At 76.3% G+C, this 16526-nt stretch carries 18 protein-coding genes; 12 read left to right on the top strand and 6 right to left on the bottom strand.

Annotated elements, in window-relative coordinates:
- Positions 1 to 2: 2 nt before the first annotated feature.
- Positions 3 to 248, bottom strand: coding sequence for a DUF6480 family protein (locus G9H72_RS08965; RefSeq protein WP_196790977.1), 246 nt, complete (start codon positions 246 to 248; stop codon positions 3 to 5).
- A 97-nt stretch (positions 249 to 345) separates the two neighbouring features.
- On the opposite strand from G9H72_RS08965, the gene G9H72_RS08960 reads away from it, so the two are divergent.
- The gene (locus G9H72_RS08960) at positions 346 to 858 is read left to right on the top strand and encodes a DUF6328 family protein (protein ID WP_166170073.1); all 513 of its coding nucleotides are present in this window, start codon (positions 346 to 348) and stop codon (positions 856 to 858) included.
- A gap of 45 nt (positions 859 to 903) precedes the next feature.
- Here G9H72_RS08960 and G9H72_RS08955 read toward each other — a convergent pair whose 3' ends face one another.
- Both G9H72_RS08955 and G9H72_RS08950 read right to left on the bottom strand, forming a co-directional pair.
- Complete coding sequence (locus G9H72_RS08955) at positions 904 to 1923, bottom strand: NAD-dependent epimerase/dehydratase family protein (RefSeq protein WP_166170071.1); 1020 nt, start codon at positions 1921 to 1923, stop codon at positions 904 to 906.
- Between the two features lie 12 nt (positions 1924 to 1935).
- Positions 1936 to 2163, bottom strand: coding sequence for a DUF6158 family protein (locus tag G9H72_RS08950; protein WP_166170069.1), 228 nt, complete (start codon positions 2161 to 2163; stop codon positions 1936 to 1938).
- Positions 2164 to 2396: 233 nt separating this feature from the next.
- Here G9H72_RS08950 and G9H72_RS08945 point away from each other — a divergent pair, with 233 nt between their 5' ends.
- The 9 genes from G9H72_RS08945 (at position 2397) to G9H72_RS08905 (ending at position 10811) form a co-directional block, all read left to right on the top strand.
- Positions 2397 to 3044: a D-glycero-alpha-D-manno-heptose-1,7-bisphosphate 7-phosphatase gene (locus tag G9H72_RS08945; RefSeq protein ID WP_166170067.1), complete on the top strand. Its 648-nt coding sequence runs from the start codon at positions 2397 to 2399 to the stop codon at positions 3042 to 3044.
- Between the two features lie 92 nt (positions 3045 to 3136).
- Positions 3137 to 4123, top strand: a complete 987-nt coding sequence (locus G9H72_RS08940; protein WP_166170532.1) for a glycosyltransferase family 9 protein — start codon at positions 3137 to 3139, stop codon at positions 4121 to 4123.
- 25 nt (positions 4124 to 4148) lie between these two features.
- A complete protein-coding gene (locus tag G9H72_RS08935) occupies positions 4149 to 5114 on the top strand; it encodes a glycosyltransferase (RefSeq protein WP_166170065.1) in 966 nt (321 codons plus the stop codon).
- Complete coding sequence (locus tag G9H72_RS08930) at positions 5111 to 6394, top strand: glycosyltransferase (RefSeq protein WP_166170063.1); 1284 nt, start codon at positions 5111 to 5113, stop codon at positions 6392 to 6394. The genes G9H72_RS08935 and G9H72_RS08930 overlap by 4 nt, the downstream gene beginning before the upstream one ends.
- Positions 6391 to 7029 (top strand): D-sedoheptulose-7-phosphate isomerase, encoded by a 639-nt coding sequence (locus G9H72_RS08925; RefSeq protein ID WP_166170060.1) that lies wholly within the window; start codon positions 6391 to 6393, stop codon positions 7027 to 7029. The genes G9H72_RS08930 and G9H72_RS08925 overlap by 4 nt, the downstream gene beginning before the upstream one ends.
- Complete coding sequence (rfaE2, locus tag G9H72_RS08920) at positions 7026 to 8462, top strand: D-glycero-beta-D-manno-heptose 1-phosphate adenylyltransferase (protein WP_166170058.1); 1437 nt, start codon at positions 7026 to 7028, stop codon at positions 8460 to 8462. The genes G9H72_RS08925 and rfaE2 overlap by 4 nt, the downstream gene beginning before the upstream one ends.
- Before the next feature lie 40 nt (positions 8463 to 8502).
- Positions 8503 to 9192, top strand: coding sequence for an SDR family oxidoreductase (locus tag G9H72_RS08915; RefSeq protein ID WP_166170056.1), 690 nt, complete (start codon positions 8503 to 8505; stop codon positions 9190 to 9192).
- Positions 9183 to 10172 carry a glycosyltransferase family 9 protein gene (locus G9H72_RS08910; RefSeq protein ID WP_231126699.1) on the top strand — a complete coding sequence of 330 codons (990 nt, stop codon included), beginning with the start codon at positions 9183 to 9185 and terminating at the stop codon, positions 10170 to 10172. The genes G9H72_RS08915 and G9H72_RS08910 overlap by 10 nt, the downstream gene beginning before the upstream one ends.
- Positions 10173 to 10226: 54 nt before the next feature.
- Positions 10227 to 10811 carry a hypothetical protein gene (locus G9H72_RS08905; RefSeq protein WP_166170054.1) on the top strand — a complete coding sequence of 195 codons (585 nt, stop codon included), beginning with the start codon at positions 10227 to 10229 and terminating at the stop codon, positions 10809 to 10811.
- A 92-nt stretch (positions 10812 to 10903) separates the two neighbouring features.
- Here G9H72_RS08905 and G9H72_RS08900 read toward each other — a convergent pair whose 3' ends face one another.
- From G9H72_RS08900 to G9H72_RS08890, 3 genes are all read right to left on the bottom strand, one after another.
- Positions 10904 to 11755, bottom strand: a complete 852-nt coding sequence (locus tag G9H72_RS08900) for a putative RNA methyltransferase (protein WP_166170052.1) — start codon at positions 11753 to 11755, stop codon at positions 10904 to 10906.
- 108 nt (positions 11756 to 11863) lie between these two features.
- Positions 11864 to 12331, bottom strand: coding sequence for an SRPBCC family protein (locus G9H72_RS08895; protein ID WP_166170050.1), 468 nt, complete (start codon positions 12329 to 12331; stop codon positions 11864 to 11866).
- An 82-nt stretch (positions 12332 to 12413) separates the two neighbouring features.
- Positions 12414 to 13856 carry an aldehyde dehydrogenase family protein gene (locus G9H72_RS08890; protein WP_331272117.1) on the bottom strand — a complete coding sequence of 481 codons (1443 nt, stop codon included), beginning with the start codon at positions 13854 to 13856 and terminating at the stop codon, positions 12414 to 12416.
- A 204-nt stretch (positions 13857 to 14060) separates the two neighbouring features.
- Between G9H72_RS08890 and G9H72_RS08885 the strand changes: the two genes are divergently transcribed.
- Together G9H72_RS08885 and G9H72_RS08880 are read left to right on the top strand one after the other, a co-directional pair.
- Complete coding sequence (locus G9H72_RS08885) at positions 14061 to 14969, top strand: Rieske 2Fe-2S domain-containing protein (RefSeq protein WP_231126698.1); 909 nt, start codon at positions 14061 to 14063, stop codon at positions 14967 to 14969.
- Positions 14966 to 16459, top strand: a complete 1494-nt coding sequence (locus G9H72_RS08880) for a serine/threonine protein kinase (protein WP_166170048.1) — start codon at positions 14966 to 14968, stop codon at positions 16457 to 16459. Before G9H72_RS08885 ends, G9H72_RS08880 begins: the two co-directional genes overlap by 4 nt.
- Positions 16460 to 16526 lie beyond the last annotated feature (67 nt).

The following is a 16526-nucleotide window of genomic DNA, read 5'->3' as shown; positions in this document are numbered from 1 at the left end:
GGTCAGAGATCGACGGCGCGGACCACCGCCCACACCACGAAGAGCGCAGCCACGAGCACGCCGATCGCGATGACGGACACGAGGCCGAAGCGGTTCCAGAACGTGGCGTGCGGCAGGTCTGGCTGGTGGTACGCCTGGCCGCCGGCCCAGCTCTCGCTGCCCTCCGCGGGGGGCGTCTCGCCCGGAGGCACCCCGCCGCCTGGCTCGAGGCCGGGGATGTTGTTGGGGCGCGGGTCGGACATCGTCATGATGCACCGGCTACCCGGAGGGGTCGGCACCAAACGGTGGTACGCCGTCCCGCCCCGGTGGATCCGGTGCACGGGCGGCTCGGAGATGGAGGCGGCCATGGTCAAGCGGAGCGCGGACGAGCTGCGGGAGGCGCGTGGCGAGACCCGCGAGCAGCAGCTCGACCGCAACCTCGGCGAGCTGGTGCAGGAGCTGCGGGTCGCCCAGACCGGCGTGCAGTTCCTCTTCGCCGCGGTCCTCGCGATCCCTTTCCAGCAGCGGTTCAACGACCTGACGGCGTTCCAGGAGCGCGTCTACGTCGTCACGCTGGTGCTCACGCTGTTCGCCGCCACGATGCTGGTCGCGCCGGCGAGCTTCCACCGGGCCGTCTTCCGGCGCGGGCTCAAGGCCGAGCTCGTCTCGGCAGCGGACCGCATGTTCCAGCTCGGCCTGCTGGCGCTCGCGCTCGCGATGACCGCGGCCGTCCTCCTCGTCCTCGACGTGGTCCTGGAGTCCGGCCGGGTCGTCGGAGGCCTGGTCGCGCTGGCCGTGGTGTGGTTCGCGGCGTTCTGGTACGCGTGGCCCCTGGCGGTCCGGGCCGCGCGCAGCCGTCGGGCGCCCGAGGACGAGTGAGGCCCCCCGGGCGCGTGGCCGGCGTGGTCGACGCCTCCGAGTACGTCAGCGCGGCGCGAGCACCGGCGTGGTCCAGCCCTGCCCGTCGGCCAGCGCGTCGACGAGCGCGGTGAGCGTCTCCTCGGCGGTGTGCCGTGGCGCCCAGCCGAGCTCCGCCTTGGCCCGTGCGGTCGACATCAGCGGGACGTACCGCGCCATGTCGAGCCAGCCGCCGTCCGTGGGCTGCACGTGGGCCCGCCAGCTGAGCTCGGTACCGGCGCGCAGGGCCGCGAACGGGATAGGGATGCGCCGGGCGCGCAGCGAGCGCGCGATGGTCGCCGGGTCGATCGGCTGGTCCGCGGCGATGTTGAAGGCGCCGGGGGAGCGGCGCTGCAGGATGCGGACGATCGCGTCGGCGAGGTCGTCGGCGTGAACGACGTTCGCGACGAGCCCGTCCGGCAGCGGCAGCACCGGCAGCGCCGAGCGGGCGGCGCGTACGAGCGGCGCGAGGCGGCCGAGGAAGTAGCGGCCGATCTCCGACCCGGCTGGAGCCTGCAGGACCAGGCCCGGGCGCAGCCGGGTGACCGCCGGGCCGGGGCCGGCGCTCTCGAACGCGTCGAGCATGCGCTCGACGGCTGCCTTGTGCCGGCTGTAGTGCGAGGTCCGGATGCCCGTGGTGGGCCAGGACTCGTCGACCACGGGCTTGGCCGGGGCCGGGGCGTACGCCCCGATGGAGGACGCGACGACCAGGTGCGCCGCGCTCACCGCGCGTGATGCGTCGAGCACCCGCCGGGTCCCGTCCAGGTTGACCCGCGCGAGGTACGCCTGGTCGCGGTTGGGCTGGATGGCCCAGGCGAGGTGGACCACGGCGTCGGCGCCGGCCAGGGCCGAGCGCAGCGCGTCCGGTGACGCCGGGTCGGAGACGTCGACGGCGTGCCACGTGACATCGGTGCCCGCCTCCGGCAGGCGCGCCTCCGGTGGCCGGCGCGCCAGCCCGACGACATCCCAGTCGGGCTGCGCCCAGTGCAGCGCGCGCAGCAGCGCGCTGCCGACGTTGCCGGAGGCCCCGGTGACGACGACTCGCATGGGCACCCCCGGTCAGCCGGCGTCGCGGGCGCGTGCGCCGGAGCGCAGCCGGGCGGGGTCGACCTCGCGCTCGGGGTGGCGGCGCAGGTACTCGGCCTCCAGCTCCGCCGTGCGCTCGGTGTGCGCGGACAGCGCGTCGTCCGAGCCGTGCCGCAGCGTCTCGGTGCGGGTCTCGTGCAGGTGGGCGAGCTCGCGCAGCAGGTCCTGCTCCTCGAGCTGCGTGGCGGGGAACCCGGCCATGGCACCTTCTCCTTCGTCGCGTGCAGTGATCAACCGTTCGGCGATCGACGAGCGCCTACCCGCGATCCGCGCCGGTCACGCCGTCGTGTCGCGGGGCCCGGCACGCATGGCCCGCCCGGGTGGCGGCGCCGGCCGGGCGGGTAGCCCGGCCGGGCCATCGGCCCGCTGCGGATCTAGGAGACACGAGGGGGTCAGTGGCTGCCTTTCGCCGATCCTCCGCTTAGAGTCCGGGCGTGAGCTCTCCGCGTGTCGTCCGCAGCGTCGGCGTCAGCGCGCCCTCAGGGCGCCCGCTGCCGCCCGCGGCGGTCCTGTTCGACCGGGACGGGACGCTCGTGGTGGACGTGCCCTACAACGGCGACCCCGACCGGGTGGAGCTCGTGCCCGGCGCCCGGGCTGCCGTCGACCGGCTGCGGGCGCGCGACGTCCGCATCGGCCTGGTCACGAACCAGAGCGGCATCGCCCGCGGCTTGCTCACCCGCGAGCAGGTCGACGCGGTGAACGCCCGCCTGGCCGAGCTGGTCGGGCCCTTCGACGACGTGCGGGTCTGCCCTCACGGCCCGCAGGACGGCTGCGCCTGCCGCAAGCCGGCCCCGGGCATGGTCCTCGCGGCCGCCCGGCGGCTGGGTGTGGAGCCCTCCCGCATCGCGGTCGTCGGCGACATCGGCGCGGACATGGGGGCAGCGCGGGCGGCGGGCGCCCGTGGCGTTCTCGTCCCCACCCCGGTGACCCTTCCGGCGGAGGTCGCCGCGGCCGACGAGACCGCCGCCGACATCACCGAGGCCGTCGCGATGCTCCTGGGCGACGACACGGGCGTCCCCGAGCCGGCGCCCGCGGGCGGCACGTCCCTCGAGCCCGCCGCTGCGGCCCTGGACCGTCGGTGACCGGGCCGGGCGACGCGCTCCGCACCCTCGTCCCGACCGCCCCGCGACCCTCCAGGCGCGTCCTCTGCGTACGCCTCGACAGCGCCGGCGACATGCTCGTCACCGGCCCCGCCATCCGCGCCGTGGCCGCGGGCGCCGCCGAGGTAGTCGTGCTCGCCGGCCCGGAGGGGGAGGCCGCGGCCGGACTGCTGCCGGGCGTCGACGAGGTCGTGACGTGGCGGTGCCCGTGGATCGTGGGGGATGCGCCGGCGGTCGACCAACGGTCCGTCGCCGACGTCGTGTCACGGGTCCGCGCCCTCGCGGTCGACGAGGCCCTCGTCTTCACCTCCTTCCACCAGTCCGCGCTGCCGACCGCGCTGGTGCTGCGCCTGGCCGGGGTGCCGCGGGTGGTGGCGACCAGCAACGACTACCCGGGCTCGCTGCTCGACGTCCGGCACCTGGTCGACGAGTCGGTGGACGTGCCCGAGCCGGAGCGGCACCTCGCGCTGGCGGCCGCGGGGGGCTACGCGCTGCCGGCCGGGGACGACGGGCGGCTGGCCGTACGCCGCCCGCTCCCGCCGCTGCCGGGCGACGTCGCCGCGCTCGCCGAGGAGCCGTACGTCGTGCTGCACCCGGGCGCGTCCGTCCCGGCGCGTGCCTGGACGCCGTTACGATGCGCGGAAGCGGTCGAGACGCTGGCCGCCCGTGGCTGGCGTGTGCTCGTCACCGGCTCGTCCGGCGAGCGCGGGCTCACCGCGCAGGTGGCCGGCCGGTCCGGGGTCGACCTCGGCGGCCGCACCTCGCTCGGCCAGGCGGCCACGCTGCTCGCCGGTGCACGGGCGGTCGTGGTCGGCAACACCGGCCCGGCTCACCTGGCCGCGGCGGTCGGCACCCCGGTCGTGTCGCTGTTCGCGCCCACCGTTCCCGCGGTGCGCTGGGCCCCGTACGGCGTGCCCACGGTGCTGCTGGGCGACCCGTCGGCCCCGTGCGCCGGCTCCCGCGCCCGCGAGTGCCCCGTGCCCGGTCACCCGTGTCTCGCCTCCGTCACCGCGGAGGACGTCGCTGCCGCAGTAGAGAAGCTAGGAGGCGCACCACTGTGAGGGGTCAGGTCTTGAGGGGCTCTGCGTGAGGATCCTGCTCTGGCATGTGCACGGCTCGTGGACGACCTCGTTCGTCCAGGGCGGGCACGAGTACCTGCTCCCGGTCGTCCCCGGCCGCGGCGCGGACGGCGGCGGCCGCGCCCACACCTGGGACTGGCCCGCCGGCGCCCGGGAGGTGACCCCGGAGCAGCTGCGCGACGAGGACATCGACGTCGTCGTGCTGCAGCGCCCGCGTGACCTCGAGCTCGTCCGCGAGTGGCTCGGCCGCGAGCCGGGGGTGGACCTGCCCGCGGTGTACGTGGAGCACAACACCCCGAAGGGCGAGGTGCCGCTCAGCCGGCACCCGCTGGCCGAACGGGACGACATCCCGGTCGCCCACGTGACCTACTTCAACGAGCTGTTCTGGGACAGCGGGCGTGCGCCGACGGTGGTCGTCGAGCACGGCGTGGTCGACCCCGGCGAGCTCTACACCGGCGAGCTGGAGCGGGCCGGGATCGCCATCAATGAGCCGGTGCGTCGCGGTCGGGTCACGGGGAGTGACTTGCTGGCGCGTTTCGCGGAAGCGGCGCCGCTCGACGTCTTCGGAATGCGGCTGGCCGGCCTCCACGAGAGATTCGGGCTCGAGCCGTCCCGCGTCGCGCTGCACGAGGACCCGCCGCAGTCGGCGATGCACGCGGAGCTGGCCCGCCGCCGGGTCTACGTGCACCCGCTGCGCTGGACCTCGTTGGGGCTTTCCCTCATCGAGGCGATGCATCTCGGCATGCCCGTCGTGGTACTCGCTTCCACAGAGGCTGTCGAGGCGGTACCCGAAGAAGCCGGGTGCCTCAGCACACGGATCGACGTGCTGACGAACGCAGTCCGCGGTTTCATGTCTGATCCGGACTCCGCCCGCTTGGCCGGAAAGGCCGCCCGGGCGTACGCGCTGGAGCGCTACGGCCTCGGTCGCTTCCTCAGCGACTGGGACCGCTTGTTGAGAGAGGTGGTGCGATGAAGGTCGCCATGGTTTCCGAGCACGCCAGCCCGCTGGCGAGCGTCGGGGGCATCGACTCGGGCGGGCAGAACGTGCACGTCGCGGCGCTGGCGGCTGCCCTCGCGCGCCGCGGCCATGACGTCACCGTCTACACGCGCCGGGACTCCCCGGCGCTGCCGGACCGGGTGGAGGTCTCCGACGGCTACGCGGTCGAGCACCTGTCGGCCGGCCCCGCCGCGGAGATGCCCAAGGACGACCTGCTGCCGCACATGAGCGAGCTCGCGGCCGGGCTCGCCGCCCGGTTCGCCCAGGACCGTCCCGACGTGGTGCACGCGCACTTCTGGATGAGCGGGCTCGCCGCGCTGCTGGCCGCTCAAGGGACCGGCATCCCGGTCGTGCAGACCTTCCACGCCCTCGGCACCGTCAAGCGCCGGCACCAGGGGGCGGCCGACACCAGCCCGGAGGACCGCATCCGCGTCGAGCGCGCCGTCTGCCATGACGCGGCGCGCATCATCGCCACCTGCAGCGACGAGGTCTTCGAGCTCGTCCGCATGGGCGCGCGCCGCACCGCGGTCTCGGTCGTGCCCTGCGGCGTCGACGTCGACCACTTCACCCCGACCGGCGCGACGCTGGAGCTGCCGACGGCCGGCCAGGCGTACCGCCTGCTCGTGGTCGGGCGCCTGGTCGCGCGCAAGGGGGTCGACGACGTCATCCGCGCGCTGGCGTCCCTGCGCAACACCGAGCTCCTCGTGGCCGGCGGCCCCGAGCCCTCCGAGCTCGACTCCGACCCCGAGGTACGCCGGCTGCGCGCCGTCGCCGAGCAGCACGGGGTGGCCGACCGGGTGGTGTTCCTCGGCCGGGTCGGGCGCACCCAGATGCCCTCGTTGCTGCGCGCGGCCGACCTGCTCGTCACGGTGCCGTGGTACGAGCCGTTCGGGATCGTTCCCCTCGAGGCCATGGCGTGCGGGCTGCCGGTCGTGGCCAGCGCCGTGGGCGGCCTGCAGGACACCGTGGTCGACGGCACGACCGGCGCGCTCGTCCCGCCGCGCCGCCCGGACCAGCTGGCCCAGGTGCTGCGCCATCTGCTGTCGGACCCGATGCGGCGCGAGGGATACGGGCTGGCCGGCATCGACCGGGCCCGGGCGCGCTACAACTGGGACCGGGTGGCGCTGGACACCGAGGCGGTCTACGCCGACGTGCTGCACCAGACGTCCGGCGCGGCGCCCGGCCTGGGGGCCGAGGACGGGGACGACCTCGAGATCGACCTGCTCGCCGAGAGCTCGCGCGAGGCGGTCCGATGACGGGCTGCACCCCGACCGGGCAGGCGCACCTGCACGTGCTCGCCGAAGCCCTCGACGGCTTCACGACCGAGACGGCGACGCTGGAGCGCTGGGGCGCCCGGCTGGCCGAGGTCCTGTCCGCGGGTGGGCGGCTGCTCGCGCTGGGCAACGGCGGCAGCGCGGCGCAGGCCCAGCACCTCACGGCCGAGCTCGTCGGGCGCTACCGGGACGACCGGGCGCCCTACAGCGCGATCGCCCTGCACGCCGAGACCTCGACGCTGACCGCGCTGCTCAACGACTACCCGGTGGAGGAGGTCTTCGCCCGGCAGGTCGAGGCCCACGGCCGTCCCGGCGACGTCCTGGTGGCGATGTCGACGAGCGGCCGCAGCCCCAACGTGCTGGCCGCCGTCCGCCGGGCCCGCGCGGCCGGGCTCACCACCTGGGCGTTCACCGGGCCACGGCCCAACCCGCTGGCGCTCGAGGCGGACGAGGCGGTCGCGGTGGAGGCGCCCTTCACCGCGACGGTCCAGGAGCTGCACCTCGTCGGGCTGCACATGCTCTGTGCGGCGTTCGACGCCGCGCTCGGCGTCATCGACGTCGACGCGGCCCGGATCGAGCTGCCGGAGCCCCCGCTGACCAGCGCGGCGCCCGCGTGAGCGGGCCGCTCGTCGTCGTCGGGGACGCCCTGCTCGACGTCGACGTGGTCGGCGCGGTGGAGCGGGTCGCTCCGGACGCCCCGGTGCCGGTGCTCGACGTGCGCGAGGAGCGGCCGCGGCCGGGAGGGGCGGCGCTCGCCGCACTGCTCGCCGCCCGCGACGGCCGTGAGGTCGTCCTGGTCGCCCCGCTCGCCGACGACGCGGCGGCGTCCCGGCTGCGCTCCCTGCTCGAGCCGCACCTGCGGCTGGTCCCGCTGGCCTGGGGCGGCAGCACGCCGGTGAAGACGCGGGTGCGCTCGGCGGGCCAGTCCCTCGTGCGGCTGGACACCGGCGGGGCCGACGGCCCCGTAGGGGACCCGGGCGCGGAGGTGACGGAGGCGCTGGCGGCTGCGTCCGCGGTGCTCGTCGCGGACTACGGCCGCGGCGCGACCGCCTCGCCCGCGCTGCGCACGCTGCTCGCCCGCGCCGCCGCGCGCGTCCCGCTCGTCTGGGACCCGCACCCGCGGGGTGCGTCCCCCGTGCCCGGGGCGCGGCTGTGCACGCCGAACGGCTCGGAGGCCGCGCGGGCGGCCGTGGAGTTCGGGGTTCCGGCCGACCTCGACGGGGCGGTCGCGGCGGCGAGCCGTCGGGGCGACGCGCTCGTCCGCGGCTGGGGCGCGTCGGCGGTGTCCGTCACCCTCGGGGCGCGGGGCGCCCTGCTCTCGTACGGCGAGGGCGCACCGCTCGTCGTGCCGGCGCCGTTCGTGCCGTGCGCCGACCCCTGCGGCGCAGGGGACCGCTTCGCCGCCGCCGCCGCCGGGCTGCTCGCCGACGGGGCGCTGGCCAGCGAGGCCGTCGCGGGGGCCGTCGCCGCCGCCTCGGCCTTCGTCGCGGCGGGTGGCGCCTCGGCCGTGCGGGTCGACGGAGCCGGGCCGACGGTGGCGCCGGTCGTCGGCGGGCAGGACCGCGCGGCCGACGTCATCGCCGCCACGCGGGCGGCCGGTGGCACGGTGGTCGCCACGGGCGGCTGCTTCGACCTGCTCCACGCCGGCCACGTGGCGACGCTGGAGGCGGCCCGGGCGCTGGGCGACTGCCTCGTCGTCTGCCTCAACAGCGACGCCTCCGTGCGCCGGCTCAAGGGCCCGGAGCGCCCGCTGCAGCCGCATGGCGACCGCCGCCGGGTGCTGGAGGCACTCGCCTGCGTCGACGCGGTGGTGGTCTTCGACGAGGACACCCCCGAGGCCGCTCTGGACCGCCTCCGGCCCGACGTCTGGGCCAAGGGCGGCGACTACGCCGGGACCGAGCTGCCCGAGTCCACGCTGGTCCGGTCCTGGGGCGGCGCGGCCGTGGTGCTGCCCTACCTCGACGGCCGCTCGACCACGGCTCTGGTCAAGACGGCCCGGGACCGCGGCGCCGCACTGCCGAGCGGCAATTCGCAATTCGCGGATGTCTGATGCGCACTTGGTTGATTCGTTGAAGCACGAAGGAGACAACATGAGCAACCCCGTCGGCCGCGTCCTCGTGACGGGCGGCTCGTCCGGGCTCGGCGCCGCTGTGGTCGAGGCCGTCCGGGCCGACGGCGGCACCGCGTACGTCCTCGACCGGGTCGCACCCGAGGCGGACGTCGACCACGAGTTCGTCGACATCGCCGACACCCGCGCCGCGGAGGCGGCCGTCCGTCGCGTCGCCGAGCGGGCCGGGGGCCTCGACGCGGTGGTCACCGCCGCCGGCATCGACCGGTGCGGCCGCCTCGAGGACGTCGCCGCCGAGGAGTGGGAGCGGGTCATCGCCGTCAACCTGCTCGGCACCGCGGCCGTGGTCCGCGCCGCCCTGCCGGCGCTGCTCGAGAGCCAGGGCAAGGTCGTGACCGTCGCGTCGACGCTCGGCCTGCGCGCGCTGTCGGACGCCACCGCCTACTCCGCCTCGAAGTTCGGCGTGGTCGGGTTCACCCGTGCGCTGAACGCGGAGACCCAGGGCCGCATCGGCGTCACGCTGCTGATCCCGGGTGGCATGCAGACGCACTTCTTCGACGACCGCGACCCGCAGTACAAGCCGGGCCCGGACGCCAAGCTCAACCGTCCGCAGGACGTGGCGCAGACCGTGCTCTTCGCGCTCAAGCAGCCGCAGGGCTGCGAGGTCCGTGAGCTGCTCGTCGCGGCGAGCGTCGAGAGCTCTTGGCCGTAGGCCTGCCGGACGCCGGACGGGGCAGGGCACCCGACCCGCGGCCGACTGCGCTGCTGCTGCGCGCTCTCGGCCTCGGTGACCTGCTCACCGCCGTGCCCGCCCTGCGCGGGGCGCGTCGGGCGCTGGCGGGGCACCGGCTCGTGCTGGCGGCGCCGTCGGCGCTGGCCCCGGTCGCCCTGCTCACCGGGGCCGTCGACGAGGTCCTCCACGTCGGCGGCCTCGACGGCTCGCCGCCGGCGCTGCGGCAGCCGCCCGATCTCGCGGTCAACCTGCACGGCAGCGGGCCGCAGAGCCACCGGCTCCTGGCCGGCCTGCGCCCCGGTCGGCTGGTCGCCTTCGCGAGCGCGGAGGCCGGGGTCGACGGGCCGCAGTGGCGGCCGGACGAGCACGAGCGCGCGCGGTGGTGCCGTCTCGTCGCGGGCACCCTGGGCCCGTGTGCCCCGGACGACCTGCGTCTCGAGCGGCCGGCGGTCGCCGCCCCCGTGCCGGGAGCCGTCGTCGTCCACCCCGGCGCCGCGTACGCCAGCCGACGCTGGCCGGTCGAGCGCTTCGCCACGGTGGCGGCCGAGCTGCGCCGCACCGGCCGGCGCGTGGTGGTCACCGGGTCCGGTACGGAGCGGGCGCTGGCCGGGGAGCTCGCCGCCCGCGCCGGGCTGCCCGCGGCGGACGTCCTCGCCGGGCGTACGTCCCTGCTCGACCTCGCCGCCCTGGTGGCCGAGGCGGCCCTGGTGGTCTCGGGGGACACCGGGATCGCCCACCTGGCCTTCGCCTACGAGCGGCCGTCCGTCACCGTCTTCGGGCCCGCCCCGCCGGCGCGCTGGGGCCCGCCCGTCCACCGCAGCCACGTCGTCCTCTGGCACGGCGACGCCTCGGACCCGTGGCACGTGGGGGACGTCTTCGCCGACCACCCGGTGCCGGAGCTGCTCGACGTCCCGGCCGACGAGGTCCTGGACGCGGCTGCACGGGCGCTTGCCGGCTGATCACGTGCGGGCCGCGGCGGCATGCCGGGGCGGGCCTGCGGGTACCGGCTGCGCATGAGCAGTCGAGTCCCCCTGGACGCCCTCTTCGCCGGCTACGTGCACGACCTCGCCCAGCTCGCGGAGCTGGCCCGCGACGAGCACGCGGAGGGGCTGCGCGGGTCCCGTGCCCTGGTCGGCAAGCTCGCCCTTGAGGCGGTGCGGGTCAGCGTGTACGAGCGCCACTTCCTGCTCCCGGTGGTGCGCGAGTCGTTGTCCGACGGGGACCACCACGCCCGTACGGTGACGGCGCGGCTGGACGCCCTGGAGCAGCGGGTCGTCGCCCTCGAGGGGCTGGACCCGGAGTCCGAGGCGGCGGGCGTGGCCCTGCGTGCCCTCACGGACACCACGGTCGACCTCGCCAACGAGCAGCGATCGGGGCTGCTGCCCGCGCTCGCCGAGGCCGTCGGCGACCGCGAGCTGGTCTTCCTGGCCGAGCGGGTCGTCCCCACCCAGCAGGCGGGCACGACGCACTCTCACCCCAAGCTGCCTCAGCAGTACGACCTGCAGCACTGGCCGCAGCGCGGGCTCGCCCGGGCTGCTCGCGAGGCGCTGGAGCAGGAAGCTCGCATCCGCGAAGCAGATTTCACCTCCACCTCCTGACCGCGCCCCACCCCACCCCTCGCTGCTGAAGGGCGGGCGGTGAGTTGCCGCCGGCCATCGCGGCCGTGGACAACTGACCCCCGTGCGCATGATTAGCGGGGGGAGGTGGGCGAGCGGTAGGTGGTGACGGTGACGGAGACGGTCACCGACGTCAGCTCGTCGAGGGCCTCCGTACGCCGGCTCAACTCCTCCGCGCCCAGGTGCCTGGCGCTCGGCCCCGCCGCGACGAGGGCGGCCGCCTCGGCGCGGGACAGGTCGACGCGGTGCTCGACCGTCTCCTCGGCCGTCGCGGTGAACGACGCGCCGAGGGCGGCGTCCACCCGGCGCCGCTTGTCCTGCGCCACGGTCAGCAGGCCGAGGCCGGCTACGAGCTCGTGCAGGTGCCGGGCCGTGGGCGCGGCCACGACGACGGCTCCACCGGGCGCGAGCACGCGAGCGAGCTCGGCGCCGTTGCGCGGTGCGAAGACGTTCAGCGCGACGGCCGCGGCCCCCGTACGCACCGGCAGCCGGTGCCAGGCGTCGCACGCGACGGCGCCGGCCCGTACGTGGGCGCGGGCCGCCCGGCGCAGGGCCGGCTTGGACGCGTCGAGCGCCAGCCCCAGGCGCCCCGGTGCGGCCTCGAGCGCGGAGGCGAGGTACCACCCCGTGCCCGCTCCGAGGTCGAGCACGCAGCCGGGCGAGCCCTCCGCGGCCGCCACGGCCTGTGCGGTCACTGCCGCCCGCAACCGGTCGAAGTGGCCCGCGCCGAGGAACGCCGCCCGGGCTGCCACCATCTCGGCGCTGTCCCCGGTGTCGAGGCGCCCGGACGGCGGTAGGAGCGTCACGTACCCCTGACGGGCGATGTCGAACGAGTGCCCCTCGGCACAGCGCAACGCGGCTCCCGCGGACGCGAGCGGGGCTGCGCACACCGGGCACTCCAGCAGGGCGACGACGTCAGCGAGCACACTCGAGGCTAGCCGCCTCGCAAGCCGCCGTGGGGCCTCGGGGACTGCCGGCAGAACAAGCAGAAGGGCCGTTCCCTGAAGTAGGAAACGGCCCTTCGAGTGCTGGTGTCAGGCGGTGGGCGGCGCGTCGACGTTGCCGCGCCAGGCGCCGGTCTCGTTGCCGCCACGGCTCTCGATGAACCGCTTGAAGCGCTCCAGGTCACCCTTGACCCGGCGCTCGACGAAGCCGAGCTTGTCGCCGACCTGCTCGACGAAGCCGTCGGGCGAGTAGTCCATCTGAACCATGATGCGGGTCGTGTTGGGGTCGAGCCGGTGGAACGTCACGACGCCGGCCTGCGTCGTGCCGTCGACCGACTTCCAGGCGACCCGCTCGTCCGGGTGCTGCTCGGTGATCTCCGCGTCGAACTCGCGCTTCTGGCCGGCGATCTCGGTCACCCAGTGCGTCATCGTGTCGCTGACCTGGTCGATCCGCTCGACGCCCTCCATGAACTGGGGGAACGTCTCGAACTGCGTCCACTGGTTGTAGGCAGCGGAGACCGGGACCTCGACGTCGATCGACTGCTCGACGGTGCTCATGCTGAATGCTCCTCGCTCGCTCGGGGACGAGATCAGCATTCCCAGCCGCGCACGACCCGAAAACCGCGTCAGATCTGATTCATCACGCCGTGCGGCTCGGAGTGCCGACGTGCACCACCTTCGTCGTGGTCATCTCGTCGAGCAGCTCCGGGCCGTAGCCGAAGCCGGCGCCGCTGGCGCCGCGGGGCTCGGCCGCGCCCCCGGGCGCTCCGCCGAACACGGCGTTCACCTTGACGGTGCCGACCGGCAGCTCGCGCCACGCCCGCTGCGCGTGCTCCATGTCGGCGGTCAGGACGGTGGCCGCGAGGCCGTACTCGGACTCCGCGCTCGCAGCCAGGCCCGCCTCGAACGACGGGACGACCTGGACGGGGGCGACCGGGCCGAACGTCTCCTCGCGCATCACGAGCATGTCCGAGGTGCAGCCGGCCAGCACCGTGGCGGGGTAGAAGGCGCCCGGGCCGTCGGGGAGCTTCCCGCCGCAGAGCAGCTGTGCCCCCGCGGCCACGGCCTCGGTCACGTGGCGGTGGACCTCGTCCCGGTGGCGCACGTCGACCAGCGGGCCGAGCTCGGTGAAGGGGTCGGCCCCGGCCCCGAGGCGGAGGCCCTCGGCCCGCTCGACGAGGGCTGCCAGGAACTCCTCGGCGACGTCGGCGTGGACGTAGACCCGCTCGACGGAGGTGCAGATCTGGCCGGCGTTGGCGAAGGCGCCCAGCGCCGCCTGGGCCGCGGCCCAGCGGGGGTCGACCCCGGCGTCGACGAGCAGCGGGTCCTTGCCGCCGTTCTCCAGCAGCGCCTTCGCCCCGGTCCGCGCCGTGGCCGCCGCGATCGACCGCCCCGCAGAGGTGGACCCGACATGAGCGACGAGGTCGACCTCCGGCGCGCCGGCGAGCTCGGCGCCGGTCGAGCCGTCGCCGCACAGCACCCCGAGCACCCCGGGCGGCAGGTCCTCGGCGAGCAGCTCGGCGAGGCGTACGAGCGTGTGCGGCGCCCGCTCGCTCGGCTTGAGCACCACGACGTTGCCCGTCACCAGCGCGGCGCCCAGCAGGCCACAGGCGACCGCGACCGGGTCGTTCCACGGCACGATGGCCGCGACCACTCCACGCGGCTGCGGGATCATCAGGTCGCTCGCGGCCCACCCGCCCTGCAGCGCCTTGCCCCGGTGCAACGGCCCCAGCTCGGCGTACTGCGCCAGGGTCCCGGCCCCGGCGAGCACCCCGCCGCGGGCGTCGGCCAACGGCTTGCCCATCTCGCGCGTCGTCAGCTCGGCCAGCTCGTCGGCGGCCGCGGCGACCCGGGACGCGGCCCGGGCCAGCCAGCCCCCGCGCTCGGCCGGCGCCGTGCGGGCCCACGCGTCGCGGGCTTTGAGCGCCGCGTCCAGCGCCGCGCGCACGTCCGCCGCCTCGGCGACCGGCGCACTGCCGACGAGCTCGCCCGTCGCGGGGTCGAGCACGTCGAACGTGCGGCCCGCCGCCGCGCCCCACGTGCCGTCGATCAGGTGCTGCGCCCGGGGGGTGGAGCCGGCCACTGTTGCCTCCAGAGATGCGGTGGGACGGCGGCGCCGTCGGTGCCGAGATGCAATCACAGCGCCGGGGCCGGCCCCCGCACAGCGCGCCCCGCCCGGCGTGCCGCCGGCACCCGGCCGCCCGTGCCGCAGCGGTGGTGCCGCAGCGACGTTCCGCGACGCCGGACCCTGGGAATCAGGCCGGACATGGCATGGGCACCAGGATCGATGATCGGACGCAGCTCAGGGCTCCCGGGCCCGCTGCAGAGCGCCATCGAGCGCGGCATGCACGCGATCGAGGAGGCCGCGCTGCTGGACAAGGTCGCCCGCCCGCTGAGCGAGGCGGTGCACGCGGTGGGGGAGAAGCAGGCGCGCATCGCCGACCTGCTGCACGGGGTCCCCGTCGGGCACCCGCTGCACCCCGCGCTCGTCCTCGTCCCGGTCGGCACCTGGACCTCGGCGGCGGTGCTCGACCTGGTCCCGCGCACCGGGCCCGCCGTGCCGGTGCTCATCGCGACCGGCATCGCCTCCGCGGCCCCCGCCGCGGCCGCCGGGCTGGTCGACTGGGCCGAGCTGCACCCGCAGCAGCAGCGGGTCGGCCTCGTGCACGCCGTGGCCAACACCGCGGGCCTCGCGCTGTACGCCGCCAGCCTCGCCGCCCGGCTGCGCGGGAGGCGGGCGGCGGGCCGCGCGCTGTCGTACGCCGGGTTCGGCGCCGTCATGGCCGGCGGCTTCCTCGGCGGGCACCTGTCCTACCGGCAGGCCGCGGGCGCCAACCACGTCGAGGACGTCCCGCACCTCGTAACTCCCGGCTGGCACGACCTGTGCGCGATCGACGACCTGCCCGACGGCCGTCCGGTCCGCCGGCTCGTCGGGGAGGCCCCGGTGGTGGCCGTGCGCCGGGGCAAGTCGATCGACGTGCTCGCCGACAAGTGCTCGCACCTGTCCGGCCCGCTGCACGAGGGACGGGTGCACGACGTCGACGGCGAGGCGTGCATCACCTGCCCGTGGCACGGCAGCACCTTCCGGCTGGACGACGGCGACGTCGTCGCGGGCCCGGCCACCGCGCCGCAGCCGTCGTTCGACGTGCGCGTCGAGGCCGGCCGCGTGCAGGTGCGGCTGCCGGGCGCCGGGTGACCGGCGGCGGCCCTTCGTCGATCGGCTCGCGCTACACGTTGCTCGACGTCGCCGGCCGGGGCGGCGGCGGGACGGTCTGGGTCGCGCGCGACGAGCTGCTGGGGCGGCGCGTGGCCCTGAAGCAGGTCCGGCTCGCCGAGGGGCCGGGTGGCTCGGACGGGGGCCTGGAACACGCGCGGGCGCTCGCCGAGGCGCGGGCGGCGGCGGGCGTGCGCAGCCCGTACGCCGTCACGGTCTTCGACGTGCTCGAGCCCGCTCCGGGGCAGCTCTGGCTGGTCATGGAGCTCCTGGACGGTCAGTCGCTGCACCAGCGGGTGCAGGCGGACGGGGCGCTGCCACCGGCCGAGGTGGCCCGGGTCGGCCGGGACCTCGCCGAGGCCCTCGAGGCGATCCATGCCGCGGGCGTGCTGCACCGCGACGTGAAGCCGGCGAACGTCATGCTCGTCGAGGGACGGGCGGTCATCACCGATTTCGGGATCGCGCTGGGGCCCGGGCAGGCGGCGCTGACGGCGACCGGGACGATCGTCGGCTCGGCGGCGTACCTCGCTCCGGAGCGGGCCCGCGGGCAGGCGGCGACAGCGGCCGGCGACCTCTGGGGCCTGGGGGCGACGCTCTACTTCGCGGCGGAGGGACGTGCGCCGTTCTCCGGCGCCTCCGAGGTGGAGATCGTCCACGCTGCACTGGAGCAGGACCCGGCGCCGACCACGTCACCCCTGCTGGCCCCCGTCGTGGGCGCCCTGCTCGCCAAGGACCCCGCGGCTCGGCCCGCTCCGGACGCCGTCCGCGCCGCGCTGGAGCCTCTCGCGGAGGGCGCCGACCCCGTCGGTGCAGCGGCGGCCCCCGTGGCCCAGGCGCGGGCAGCGGCCGTCCCGCCCGCGCCGACCACGGTCGTGCCTGCCCCGCTCCTTCCGGCAGACGCTGCGCGCCCGCCGGCCGCTGGCCCGCGCCACCGCCTCGCCTGGGCCGCCGCCGCTCTCGTCCCGCTGCTGGGAGGCGCCGCCTTCGTGGCCCCCGTGCTGCTGGACGGGGGCCCGGCGCCGGGGGTGGCTGCGGGCGCCCCCACGACATCCCCGACGACAGCCCCGACATCGCCGGGCGCCATCACCGCGCCGTCCGTCCCGGGCGTGGCCGCCCGGCCGGCTTCGGCACCAGCCGTCGCGGCCGGCAGCCCGGCCGCATCGCGGAGCCCTCGCTCCACCAGGCCGCCAGCGACGACGGCACCCCGGACGACAGCGCCGCCCGCGACGCGACGGGAGGCCGGATCAGCGCGGCCACCCGCCCGGGCGCGGGGGCAACGGGCGGACAAGGCCGCCGAGCAGGCGCGTCGGCAGGCGGAGAAGCAGCGCGACCGGGCCGCCAAGGCCGAGCGGCGCGAGCAGCGGGCAGCCGGCGGGGAGCGCGGCAAGGGCAAGGGCAACGGCCAGGCGAAGGGCAAGGGAGGGGGCAAGGGAGGGGGCAAGGGAGGGGGCAAGGGAGGGGGCAAGGGCTGAGGCCGGCACCGCGGCGCGCTTCCGACCGAGGGCGCGTGGGTACGGCAGCCCGGGAGCCAGCGCCTAC

Source organism: Motilibacter aurantiacus, assembly GCF_011250645.1.
Lineage (GTDB): Bacteria > Actinomycetota > Actinomycetes > Motilibacterales > Motilibacteraceae > Motilibacter_A > Motilibacter_A aurantiacus.
The sequence above is the reverse complement of the archived record's forward strand: the minus strand, read 5'-3'. Positions and strand labels throughout refer to the sequence as shown.